This is a genomic window from Enterococcus sp. AZ188 (assembly GCF_050544075.1).
GTDB lineage: Bacteria > Bacillota > Bacilli > Lactobacillales > Enterococcaceae > Enterococcus_D > Enterococcus_D entomosocium.
In genome coordinates, this window is record NZ_CP172943.1 from 3,650,269 (window position 1) to 3,663,560 (window position 13,292).

The 13,292-nt window shown below is 37.4% G+C and carries 10 protein-coding genes; 2 read left to right on the forward strand and 8 right to left on the reverse strand.

The features are described from left to right. Positions 1–52 precede the first annotated feature (52 nt). Complete coding sequence (locus tag IGI86_RS16825; protein ID WP_159161216.1) at positions 53–199, reverse strand: hypothetical protein; 147 nt, start codon at positions 197–199, stop codon at positions 53–55. Positions 200–459: 260 nt separating this feature from the next. Here IGI86_RS16825 and IGI86_RS16830 point away from each other — a divergent pair, with 260 nt between their 5' ends. Continuing rightward, a complete protein-coding gene (locus IGI86_RS16830; RefSeq protein ID WP_430617605.1) occupies positions 460–1,314 on the forward strand; it encodes a helix-turn-helix domain-containing protein in 855 nt (284 codons plus the stop codon). A gap of 170 nt (positions 1,315–1,484) precedes the next feature. Here IGI86_RS16830 and IGI86_RS16835 read toward each other — a convergent pair whose 3' ends face one another. The 7 genes from IGI86_RS16835 to IGI86_RS16865 all read right to left on the reverse strand — a co-directional run bounded on the left by IGI86_RS16835 (position 1,485) and on the right by IGI86_RS16865 (position 12,293). Then, a complete protein-coding gene (locus IGI86_RS16835) occupies positions 1,485–3,119 on the reverse strand; it encodes a glycoside hydrolase family 43 protein (protein WP_422708966.1) in 1,635 nt (544 codons plus the stop codon). Positions 3,120–3,146: 27 nt separating this feature from the next. Further along, positions 3,147–3,863: a hypothetical protein gene (locus tag IGI86_RS16840; protein WP_422708967.1), complete on the reverse strand. Its 717-nt coding sequence runs from the start codon at positions 3,861–3,863 to the stop codon at positions 3,147–3,149. A 9-nt stretch (positions 3,864–3,872) separates the two neighbouring features. Continuing rightward, positions 3,873–4,748, reverse strand: coding sequence for a carbohydrate ABC transporter permease (locus tag IGI86_RS16845; RefSeq protein WP_101699545.1), 876 nt, complete (start codon positions 4,746–4,748; stop codon positions 3,873–3,875). Beyond that, complete coding sequence (locus IGI86_RS16850; RefSeq protein ID WP_413127627.1) at positions 4,749–5,633, reverse strand: carbohydrate ABC transporter permease; 885 nt, start codon at positions 5,631–5,633, stop codon at positions 4,749–4,751. It lies immediately after the preceding gene. A 91-nt stretch (positions 5,634–5,724) separates the two neighbouring features. Beyond that, positions 5,725–7,050 (reverse strand): ABC transporter substrate-binding protein, encoded by a 1,326-nt coding sequence (locus tag IGI86_RS16855; RefSeq protein WP_422708968.1) that lies wholly within the window; start codon positions 7,048–7,050, stop codon positions 5,725–5,727. Between the two features lie 140 nt (positions 7,051–7,190). Further along, on the reverse strand, positions 7,191–9,149 hold the full coding sequence (locus IGI86_RS16860) for an alpha-glucuronidase (protein ID WP_422708969.1): 1,959 nt from the start codon (positions 9,147–9,149) through the stop codon (positions 7,191–7,193). A gap of 897 nt (positions 9,150–10,046) precedes the next feature. Beyond that, positions 10,047–12,293, reverse strand: coding sequence for a DGQHR domain-containing protein (locus IGI86_RS16865; RefSeq protein ID WP_430617606.1), 2,247 nt, complete (start codon positions 12,291–12,293; stop codon positions 10,047–10,049). Between the two features lie 87 nt (positions 12,294–12,380). Between IGI86_RS16865 and IGI86_RS16870 the strand changes: the two genes are divergently transcribed. Further along, entirely contained in the window at positions 12,381–13,256 is an 876-nt protein-coding gene (locus tag IGI86_RS16870) for a DNA adenine methylase (RefSeq protein ID WP_430617607.1), read from the forward strand. The last annotated feature ends 36 nt before the right edge of the window (positions 13,257–13,292 follow it).

A 13,292-nucleotide genomic window follows, 5' to 3' on the forward strand; every position in this document is an offset into this window, starting at 1 on the left:
CAATTTAAAGAAAAGCCCACTATCTTTCGTATAGTGAGCTCCTTAAGCTTCATTAACTTCTGGTTGGGGCTCCACTACAATGACAAGTGCCACAAGTTATGATTGAAGCTTTGGGTTTCTGTGTATCAGATACGAATGCTGGGTTTACTTTTTTGAAAGTAAACTGTACTTTTGTTTCTTTTTTTACTTTAGTTGTCATAATACACACCTCCTTAAATTTTTGTTGGCGATAGATGTACACCAACTACCTTCAGATTAACAAGATTTTATTTTCCAACTACTTTCTGTAAAGATTAATCACTCTTTTACCCGCCAATTAACCATAATGTAAGACTAGATATACACAAAGATAGTATAATATGCATAAAATTCACCCTTTCTTTTTTTGAAAAAGCATATTACACTTTCTTTAGAGAAATTAATTTTGTACAGAGTACTCACTTTTTAAGGAGGTTATTTATGAGATGGGACGCAGGAAGTATTTACAAAAAGATCCGAAAGAGTAAAGGGTTAAGTCAAAACGAGGTTTGTGGTACAAGCATTTCTAGAACAACCTTGTCAAAATTCGAAAATAATAAGCTTTCACCTTCCTATGACACGATGGTCTATCTGTTGTTGCAAATTGATATGAGTGAAGAAGAGTTCCAATTTGTATGTAATGACTTCAGCTATGATTTAAGGGATGAAATAATTACTCTCTTCTTTAGACAAACGTCGAACTTAGAAACTCCTCAACTTTCCAGGTTACTTGAAAAAGGAAATAGATATTTGAAAACAGCAGACGATATTTTTATAAGAAACTTGATGAAAATCATTCAAAGTCTCACTTTACTGACTAATGACCAGATTGAGCAAATCGATTGTTTACCAAAAATCATCATAAGTGATGTCTGGTCTAAATTGTCAAAAATGGATGAATGGTACTATAGCGAACTTCGTCTAATTAATAGCTTTATGTATTACTTTCCGATAGAAACCGTCCTTTCGTTTCTTCCAAAACTACTTGAAACGGTTGAAAAATATGAAAAATTTACCCCTATGATTACAATTAGACTATCTATTCTATTAAATGTAGGATTACTTTTGATTCAGAACAACCATAAAGAAGCTGCAATTCCTCTACTCAAAGAAGCAATCGATCTAGGAAAAGAAGCGAAACGATATGACTATTTGTCGATTGCCAAAGTACGTTATGCTATCTGCATAGATGATTATAAAATAGCTTGTGAAGGTTTTCTCTTGTTGGAAATGACCGAAGAAAACGACATTTTAGAGCATTTGAAAAAAGAATGGGCGATTTTCTCTTCTTATTAATTTAATGCTTACCTATTTGCTTTTTTGTACCGATGGACAAAAGACTGAACTAAGCAGAAACCAAAAAGCTATAACAACGTTGGTATTCACTTTTTTCCGCCAACTGAAAGAAATTAGCGAAAAAAGAGTAAACTCACAAAAAATGAGTTTACTCTAGATCAATATAATAATTAACTGCGCCCTTCCTCATCCATCTCTCGATAATCAAATTCATAAAACACAGCTTTTGTGTCATAGCCTGCATAGTCAACCGCTGCTAGTCCGACAAATGCTCCGGTGAAGAAGCCGCCGCAAGTTTGTAATACATAATCATCCGAGAGAATAGCAGAATCAAATTCGATTGGTAAATCTTGCCATGTTTCTCCATCAAAGGAATAGGCATATCTATAGGTCTGCTTGCGGACTTTTGTTTTGAACCAGACAAAATCCACAGCATCTGGAATGGTAATCGCATTTTCTCTTAAGTAGGACGTATAGGTTCCTTGATTATTTTCGGCTACTTCAATTACTTTTCCATTTTCTTCATTCCAAGTGACAAAAACGAAGGACCAGTGTTGGTCATTATAGTAATTGGTTAGTCCTGCCATTTGTTGGTAAGAAAATGGATCAAATTTTACTTTTGTTGTTGCATCAAAATAAAAGGTCTGCCAACGGCGTGCGATCATTGAAAGATCATGACGATTTGTTAAGCTTCCTTTTCCAATTAGTTCTAGTTTCCCATCGCCTACACTGCCCATTTCTGCTGAAAATGGTACACGAAGGGTCTGCCAGTTTTTATTTAGCTGCTTCTCACTAAAGTCATCATAATGAGAGCGGCTACTCAAAACTTCGGTAGATGCTGCATCTTTAGGTGCCTCCACGCTTGTTTGTCCCCCATGTCCACCAACGATTCTTGGCCAGTCTTCAGAATCCCATTCAACTTTTTGAATGGCGGTCTCACGTCCTAAAGTTGACCATCCCCGAGGATTTGTCACCGACTCGTTTTCTCGATGTAAGGGTCTTGCACATAGCGATGCATAGTACCATTCGCCTGACGGAGTAGACACAAGTGCCCCATGTCCTTGCTTTTGCAAGTATGAATGAGGCGTATCGTAATTGGTTAGAAACGGACCATGAGGATCGGTTTCGAACGAATCAGCTTCCAGTGAAGAGGATCTAGCTACGACTTCTTGATGGGTAAAGACAGTTCCACCTTCTGCCACAAATAAATAGTAACGCCCTTTTATTTTGTATAGATGCGGCCCTTCAACTAATCCTACATTCGTTCCTTCATAAATCATTCGAGCAGTTTCTGGTTTCAACTGCATGGTTTCTACATCAAATTCGGTCAGTGTAATGCCATTGAAAGGATTTTTATACTCTCGATGATCCCACGTCTGTTGCACGAGGTATTTTTTGCCATCCTCATCATGAAACAGAGAGGGATCAAAGCCAACACCATTCAATCGAATCGGTGTAGTCCACGGTCCATGGATATTCGTTGCGGTAGTCAAATAGTTGGTCATGTCTTTAAATACCCCATCCACAACTTTGACGTCGGTAAACACCAACCAAAATTTATTGTCTGCATAGGATAAGTCTGGTGCCCATATTCCACCAGACGACGGATTTCCCTTCATGTCTAGCATCTCTACTGAATCGAGAGGAGCATCCAGCAGTTTCCAATGGACCAAATCTTTTGATTCGTGCAAACGAATCCCAGGGAACCATTCGAACGTTGAATTAGCTATATAGTACGTATCTCCTACTCGGATGATGGACGGATCAGGATGAAAGCCGGATAAGACAGGATTTTTTATTTTCATAGGAACACCTCTTTTTTTAAATTTAAGCTACAGTTTTTGATTAGTATTCATTTCAAGCCGTTCGCCCTTGTTGCCCCACTCCTCAAAAAACAAATCAAGTGAAAATCGTCGAATCAAATTACGATACACGCCGTAATTGATTACACCACTAAGAAAACAAAGATACGCCAAAGAGAAATACTGCATTAAGAAAATTGACAGTCCAATAAATGCACTATTATAAACAGTGACTGAAGGCAATCGGTAGCTTATCAGCAATGACCATTCTATTTTCTTCTTAAATGGGATTTGAGCGACGCGAGAATCGCTTGAGATCAGTAAGACAAAGAGCATACTGCTTAATAAAAAACAGCTCGTAAGGACAAATGGCAAAAACATAACAGAGCGTTGATATAATATCAGTATTTTCAGTCCAAAGAGGATCAAGAGAATGATCAGAGAATACAAGAAATATAATCCCCAGTTTTTCTTCAAGCATTCTCGATAGTACTGAAAATAGTTCTTTGTATTCGATAAATGCTCTGGGTTGTTAAATAAGCCGAATTGAGCGGACAGACTTGCAATTAAAAATACTAGGGGTACCCAAAAGAAGACAATATTATTCAGAGTCAATCGAAGAAAAAACAAGTGCATCAGGAGTAAACTATTCGACAGGATGAAATACAGCTGATAAACCAAAAGCCGATAGGCTGAGTGGACGATGGTAACGGTCCACTCAGAAATAGCGTGAAAGAAAGGATTCATACTTACCTCCTATCCTTTGATACCCGAACTTGTGACACCTTCGACAAAATACTTTTGCGCGCTGAAGAATAAGATGATTGCTGGCAATAATGAGATCACCGACATTGCAAACACTTGATTCCATGGGGTATTAGTAGATGGGTCAACGTTGAGCCGCAACGCAAGAGATACTGGGAATTTGTCTTGTGAAGTGATATAAATCAATGGACCTAAGAAATCACTGAAACTCCAAACGAATTGAAAAATCACACAAGAAATCAGGGCAGGTTTTAATGCCGGAATCAGGACACGCCAGAGAACACCGAAAGAAGAACAACCGTCAACGATCGCTGCTTCATCGAGATCCCGTGGAATTGAACGCATAAACTGGATCATCATGAACACGAAGAAGGGTTCTTGTCCTAAAAATGAATTGGCCAGTAACGGAACATACGTATCTAATAGATCCAAGCGATTCCAGAAGAGATACAAGGGGATTCTGGTTACGACTTGAGGTAAAAACATCGTTGCCATTAACAACGAGAACATGATTTTCTTGAATGGAAAGTCAAACCGAGCAAATCCATAGGCTGTAAGAGTCGCCGAGACAACGGTAAAAAGAATCTTTGGAATGACGTATTTAAAGGTATTGATAAAATACAAGGTGAACGTATAATCGCCCTTGGTGTTCCAACCATCAATATATGCTTGGAAATCGATCGTTGAAGGAATGAAGCCGATTGATGTGAAAATCTCTGTGTTCGTTTTGAAGGACGCTCCAACCATCCAAATAATTGGATACAGCATAATCAGTGCAACGACCGTCAACAAAACATAGCGAATCAGTGCTTGACCATGCTTATTCGAGTGCTTCTTTTTTGCAGATGCTACAGGGGTTGCCTCCATTTATTTCCCACCTCCATCAGAATAATAGACCCATCGTTTTTGGCTCGTGAAAAGAAGAACCGTTGAACAAACAATCAACGCAAACAACACCCAACTTGCCGCACTTGCGTAGCCCATATCAAATTCTTTAAATGCTTTATCATAAATAAACATCGAGGACAGATACGTGGCATTGAGGGGACCACGACCGGTGACAATAAAAGGACCGTTAAATTCTTGAAAGGCATTGTTTAGCTGCATCACTAAGTTGAAAAAAATGGTTGGTGTGATCAAAGGAATCGTAATTTTGAAGAACTGGGTCACCCTTGATGCGCCGTCCAAACTCGAGGACTCATATAAATCCTGGGGGATTTCCTTCAATGCAGCTAAGAAAATCAACATTGAAGAACCAAATTGCCACACTTTCAAGAGAATCAAGACGACCATTGCGCCTGTAGGTGTCGATAACCAGTTAATTGGCTCGATGCCAACGGTTCCTAGAAAAATATTCACCAAACCTTCTGGTTGAAACATTGATCGCCAAAGCACACCAACGGCCACGTTTCCTCCTAGAATCGAGGGAATATAATACGCCGTCCGATAGAAATTGATGGCTTTTAATTTGAAATTCAGGATAAACGCAACGAACAACGCAAACCCTAGTTGAAAAGGCACAGTAAACACTGTATAAATCAGTGTCGCCCGCATCGAATCAAGAAACGTTTGATCCTTAAAGAGATTCACATAATTTTGAATGCCTAAAAATGCAGGTGTCTGTCCGACACGAGCCAAAGAATAATCGGTCAGTGAGTAATAAAATGAGGACAAGATCGGCCAAGCGGTCAACAGTAAAAAGCCAATCATCCAAGGGGTTACATAGATCAAGCCCACTTTTTCCTTTTTCATAAAATCCCTCCAAACTTTTTGACAACGATTCACGACACTTCATGGAAGCAAACAAAAGCCATTCACTCCCATAAAGCATGCAGATAGTTGCCTATTGCAATTTATAGTCTTTCGCAAGCTTTTCGGCTTGTTCTTTTGTTTTCGTGTAGACGTTGCGAGCAGCTGTTTCTAAATCCGTTCGTCCTAATTCGACAGCTTCCATTTCTGCAGTGTAAATAGTCGTTAAGGTACCATCTTCATAGAACGGCGTCTGGTTGATTTTTGCGACACTTTGGGCGTACTCAAAGCCTTCTTTCATCACGCCTGATAATTGTCCATCTTCCGTCAATACTTCGATCGCTTTGCTTGAAGCAGGAATCCCTCTGGAAAGACCCAAAATTTTATTTGCTTCCTCGCCATTTAAAAGTTCATTTAAAAATGTTCCTACTTCTTCTGGATGTTCGACATTTTTCCGAACGGCAAAAAGCAGTGAAGGTTTTGACATTAAATTCACCTCGGTGCCGCCTTCTGCGATTGGGTAGTCAACGACAACCATTTCATCCCCTACTTCTTTCAATGCTTCATAATTAGAAGACATACTGGCATTCCAATCGATGCCGCCCGCATATTGTCCTTCAATCCACTTTTTGTTGGTGGCTAAGGATACCGGTTCTGAGCCGACATTTTCTAAATAATCTTGTCTTGAAACGAAGACCCCAGCATCTGCCATTTCCTTATACCAAGTCATCGCTTCTAAATAGTCTTGTTCTGTCCAATTCATATTTCCTTGTTCATCAAACTCAGACGTTCCAGTCTTTTGTTGCAACCAAATGGTTACTGGAAAACGCCAAGTTGGGGATACGACACAAAAGGTCCCTTCTGGTAACTTCTTAGCGGCTTCCACATAATCGTCCCACGTCTTCAACGTAGTGACATCAATACCATGTCTTTCATATTCGGATTTGTTTAAATACATAACTAAAGTATTTTCCCCATAAGGAACGGCAACCTGCTTTCCATCAACTTGTCCGAATGCCAAAAAATCAGGATCATAGGTGGACAGATCCAAACTATCGATTGTATTAAGATCATAAAACCCGTCATTTTGCCCGAATTGCGGCACCCAATTGTAGAGTAAAGTCGTGATATCCGCCAAAGTATTGCCAGCATACCTCGTCGTGAAGGCTTGATCCAAATCGCCAAAGCCGCTCGGCTCTCCTTTTACTGCAATTTCAGGATGCTCCTTTTCAAAATGAGCAATCATCTCTTGGGTTGCCTGATGGCGATCGTCATTTCCCCACCAACTAAAGCTGATTTCTACTCGATCACCACTCCCCGTTGTCTCAGTCTTTTTTCTCCCAGCATTGCATCCAGCCAACACCAGTGATACAGAAAGCAAAGAACCTACCACTATCAATTGTTTTTTCCATTTTTTCATCACTCTTCCTCCTGATTCTTTTTTAGTAAGTTGGATAAACTAACTTATATGACAAAAAATTTTACCTCTGGTTGAAATCTTTTTTCTTAGTGATCTAAACGGTCTATCTCTTCTTTGAAACCTAGCACTTGTTTCTCTTTTTACGCATAAATTTGACGTCCATGTGCATCTGGAATGCCGCTTTTACGATAAAAATACGTGTTGACTTGATCCCGCCAATCTCTAGCAGAACGAACTTGTTCTTGCAATCGTTCGGCGACGTTTTGATAACTTTCTTCATCGATTTGTCCCTCTAAGGAAGCCCACTCGGTAACATATTCCTCTACTTTTTCATAGCCTTCGAAATGCGTGTCATAGATGTGTTGAATGATCGTTTTGCCGCTTTGTAAGACATGGTCGTATGGCAGATGGTGGAAAAATAAGACAAGTTCATCTGGGCAAGTTTCTACATTTTCGTATGTTTCACACCAAGCATCCGCATACTGCCTTACATAGCCGGTGCCGTCTTTTAACGTTCGATTGACGCCAATGCCCTTTCTATCCGCAAAGTGATACGTCCCCCATCTATCATATTCGTAGCCATCGACATCAGGCCCATAGTGATGATTGGGACGGACCATAAAACCGATACCTAGTGGGGCAGTATAATTTTCATAGGCCTGATAGGACGTAGAGAGGATTGCAAGTAGTCGTTTTTTTGCAGAATCATCTAACTCAAAGGACAAATCGATCCATTCGCAAAGAATAGCTTCTGTGCTTAATTCATTGTTCCAAATCAATCTGCCATAGCCAAAAAGGTTCGCTTGCGCTAGCTTGTGTCCGGTCCAATTATCATCCATGCCGACATTGACGACTGCTGCCACGCCAGAGTATTTAGGATTTGGACTTTGCTCTAGTAGAATCTTCTTTACTGTGGCGTGTTCAAGTGAATGCTTCGTATCAAAATCTAGCACATCTTTCCACATCGGTAGTAAGCAGCAAATGTGCTTTTGTTGTCCGGTATACTCTTGCGTCACTTGGAATTCCAACATTTGATTGGTGTGTTTTAACGCGCCAAAAAGCGGCGTCACGGGTTCCCGTACTTGAAAATCAATCGGTCCATTTTTAATCTGTAAAATAACATTTTCCTCAAACGTACCGTCTAATTTCATGAAGTGGTCGTAGGCAGCTTTGGCACGATCAATTGAGCGATCTCGCCAATCCTGTAAACAATCATAAACAAAGCAGCGCCATATCAGTAGTCCTCCATAGGGTTGCAACGCCCGTGCCAGCATATTGGCACCATCGTTATGGTCACGCCCATAAACAAACGGTCCCGGTTCCCCTTCAGAATCAGCTTTGACTACAAACCCACCAAAATCTGGCATCACCTGATAGATTGTATCTGCTGTTTTTTGCCAAAACGCAATAACTTCCTCAGCTAACGGGTCGGCGGTCGTTAGTCCTCGAACGGATATAGGTGCCGCAAAGTTGATACTTAAAAACGTCCGAATCCCATAGGCAGCGAATGTATCTGCGATCTTTTTAATCTCGATCAAATACGGTTCCGTAATGAACCATTTGGCATCTCCACGAACATTCACGTTATTGATAGAAACCGCATTCATTCCGATGGAAGCTAAGAAACGCGCATAGTCGCGTACCGTTTCATGGTCTTGCCGAAACTGATTGTTTGAAAAGAAAATCGATTCTCCAGCGTACCCACGTTCGATCGTCCCATCAAAATTATCCCAATGATTGACCATACGAATGGCTTGATTGGGAATCGACCTCAGATTTTCTGGCAACTCAGTGGTTCGAATCACATGCTTGTAAAGTTCAAAGAAGCCATATAACCAGCCTTTACTAGCATTCGCATAAACGACTGTCTGATTGTGCTCATAACTGATCTCAAATCCTTCATCCCCAAGCAGCGCATCCGTTGCCTTTTTGAAATATAACTCTGCATTTGCCTCTTCCACACAGCGGCACATTGGAAATAATGTCTGCATCTCTCGTTTGATCGTATCCGTCAATTGGTCCGACTGCTCGAAACTATATGTCGAAACTACATCAGTTGCTACACGCTTTTTTAGCCAACACTCGTCTTTCTTTCTCATTGCTTCATCCCCTCTTTTATCTAAAAAATCCCTTCCGGCAGTTTCCAAGCAACTTCACTTTCTATGTGAATCCCTCCTCAGAACTTTTTGATTATTTGATAGACGAATAGAAACCGAGGCTTGCCGACACTTTATTTTATAAATGAAATGTGTCAATACCTGTTATTTTAACTTCCCCATCTGAAATACAAAAAAAGGATTGGACGACTGTCCAATCCTTTTGACATAGCGAAATAAGCATAAGGCCTCCTGCATAAAATCCCAGAAAATCTGCTTTTCCTACTAGAAAAAGAACAGAATATTAGGTACAATAAACAGGTCGATACCTTAGGGTATTGACTATGGCAACTTGATTAGTCAGGCGAATTGACTTTTCAAGGCCTCGTATTGGAGCGCCAACTCTGATACGGGGTGCCTTTTTTTATTCGGTTTCTATTCCCCTCTATTGTATAGAAACCCGTTTTGGAAAGCAAGACCAAATCTGTGGGAAATGATTTAATAACAGAATTGATTTATGGAGTTTGAATTTTTCGTATTGGGGTAGATAATAGACGGCCTTTCTTTTTGAATTTTTGTATTAGGACGTTTAGTCAAAATAGTTTGTGATAATTGTCGTAATAAGCACTATTTTGAATATGTCAAAAAATACCTACTCTAATATACAGAATATGTACTCTCGGATATTTCTTGATGTATATGTTATAGAAAAAACAGTTACTTCTATGCTGTTGATACTCTCCCAACTTTATCTAATTATTATCTTTATTCTAGTGTTTTTTTCTGATAAATATAAAACCAGTTAAGCGATATACCTAACTGGCTCTTACTAATTTTTCAGTTATTTTATACTTACACTAAATATTTAAAAGCATAGAAAATATCTATATTTTTTTGACTTCATGTTAATAACCACTTTTTCAAATACTCTAATAGCTCATTTTCTTCAAAGGTTATGCTATACTCATCCAAGTTTTTAGTATCTAATTTATGAAGTTGCTTTAGCCATTCAATCTTCTTCTCTTTCACCATTCTTTTTTTTCTATGCGAAGGTTGAGTAAATTGCTCTTCAAAATAATCTCTCCAATTACTCTGATATACAGCTACAGAAGAATAATCATCTAAAGTTAAAACATCAGCAATACTATACTCTTGTTCATTATGGTCAAGATGATAGTTTTTTTCGCTTTGCTTATCTACAGCAACTTTGTATACGTTTTTCGGTAACTTTTTAAACCAGTTTTCTCCAAAGCTAGATTCCATAGTCTCTTCAAAAAGAATTTTTATTTTGGTTTTTAGCTGAGGTATAATCTCTTTTCCAAAATCATTATAAGTTTTATTAAATTCAATGATATCCTTCTCAATGCCTTTGGGTTTGAAATCAGGCATACTGTTGTGTATTACAACTTGCATTCTTTTTTGATATGCTGTTTTAGAGCCAGATCCATATAGTTTCTTTATTTTCAACTTATCTTCATCATTTAAATTGTTAATATAATTACAAACTATCATAATAATTGGCTTTGATAGTTCAACTAAATACGGATAATTTACAGATATAGACTTTATTTCTTCCTTCTCTTCTATATACAAGAGTATTTCGTAAAAGATACGAATAAATCCACTTACCCCAACATTCGTTAGTAGAACACCGTCTTTACCTAGATCCCACTCTAGTGGCATCTCTTCCTTTAGTACATGAAACATAGCAGAAAGATATTTGAAAAGAAAATCTAATGTTTTCTCATTGTCATTCTTATCAAAAATACCATTATCAACTAATTCCCCTTTCTTTGAATATTTATTAATATATCTTGTTCTTTGGATTGCTTCTGTCACACTCTCAATCTTTAAATACGCATTGTCATTTGCCTTGTCTTCTCCAAAAACAAATTTACCAAAAAGTGGCGATTCTTTGAGATCTCCTAGCTGCTGAGCCAATCTAAGTCCTAAAGCTTTAGCTTGATCATTTTTGTTCTCTGAACCCCATAGCAAGTCTGCATTAAGTGTATTTCTTAAATTTTTAGATACACTTTTTTGATTTTCGTTTATTTCCATAAACAATTTTACTTGTTCTGGCTTTGATAAATTAACAAATGCCACTACAGGTATTGTATTTTTCCTAGAATAATCAGAATCTGAATACCCATATAGTCTATGTTGACCATCAATAATGTATATAGATCTATACAGGGGAGGAAGATGCAACACTCCAATCTCACTTATTTCTGAATCGTAACTTGCATTAACTGAATCAAATTGTAAATTACCTTTCGTATTTATATTCACAACAACTGAGTTAGGAAAAAACCCACCTTTATTCACAAATTCTTTCACACTGTTTAGTCGTTCTTTTTTTATAATACGCTGATATGTAGGCAATTCTGATCTATTTGAATTGCTTCGATGTAAAACATATCCCATTTTTAACAATTTTTCTGGTTCAATTGAAAATTCATAATAGGTTTTACCACCCATCTTACCTCTTATAGCTGGTATTTTATTTTTCATACCTACTATTTTTTGGTTTTTAAATAGTTGACCTAACAATTGAAATCGTGAAGCATTTCCCAAGTGCTTAGCGAGTTCATTAAGGTATTCAAGTGTGTCACTGTCAAAGTACTCAATTTGATAACTATCTAAACGTTCCCTATCAGACTCACTCAATATATAATTCTTAGTTGCAAAAATAAATTTTACTTTTTTTTTAGCACCATGCGAGTTTATTTCCCCAATGATTTGACTTCTTTGACCTGCAATTGCCTCAATTTCTTTTTTAAAACTAGATAACTTATTCTTTTGAGAGGTGTACTTACACTCTATGATTAGGACAGTTTCGTCGTCAGCCGCAAGAACATCTATTTGTTGGCTTAATCCTTTACCAAACGAAAGCTTGAAGTTATTATCACTATTCATATGAGTAAATCCTAAACGATAACAGGTTAACCAAACCTCATTTTCAAATTGGACATGTTGCTCCTTTTCTTTTTTTATTCTAATATCATTTTTCAGCTCTTTATCAATTTCCCATCCTGTAGATAAATAAGGGTTCTCGGCTCCTTTGGGAATTTTTTTTGTTATAAATGATTTCATTCTATCTCTTTTGGCTTTCATAAGATCTTTTTCAGAAACAAGTCCTTCTATCATTTCCTTCCTCCTACTAAATGTTTCATTGATTTTGCTCAAAGAAAACTCTATACTTAAGATTAATCAAATCTTTGGAGAGACTACCTAATGACAAAATTAATAACATCACCGATTCGATGGTCCGGTTCTAAAAGAAAAATTATCAAACATATATTACCATCAATTAACAGCCGACCAGATGTCTATATTGAACCTTTTTTAGGTTCCGCAACAATGCTCATAAACATTTTACCAAAAAAAATATACAAAGAATACTATGTTAATGATATAAATACAGATTTAATTAATTTCTTTATTCAATTAAAATACTCTCCAAATGAGTTAGTTGAGCAGATGGGTGAGATACGTAACACATATCAATCATTATTAACAATTGAAAAAAAACAAGATTACTATTACGAGATGAGAAGTTACTATAATAACTTCTCTATAAATAACGTCACAAGAGCTTCTTTCTTTTGGTTTCTAACTAAAACCTGTTTCAACGGCGTTTATCGAATAAACAATAAAGGAAAATATAATGTTCCATTTGGTAAAAAAGAAACCATTAATTTCGAAGAAGAAGATCTTATTCACTTATCCTCCTGCATACAAAATGTATCTTTCTCTAACCTTGATTACTTGGATTTTCTTAGACAAGTTGAACGTGAAAGTATTTTAAATAATTCATTTTTATATTTGGATCCTCCCTACATACCTGAGACAATCCAAACCCAGAAACAGAAAATCTATACTAGTAACTTTTTTGAACATGATAGATTTACTGATTTCATAAGTGTTATTGGAGATAACTCGAATCTAAAATTGATGCTATCAATGTCAGATTCTAGTTATTCTAAAGAGATTTATGATAAACTTTCACTGCAAAAAAATAAAGTTGTGGATATTGTAAGAGTAGTTAATCCTAGAGCATTGATGTCTTCCTCTGAAGTAATTTACACTAATTATAGTATACTTGAATAGATTTCTTCTGATGAATGAGATACCCCAATATAGGTG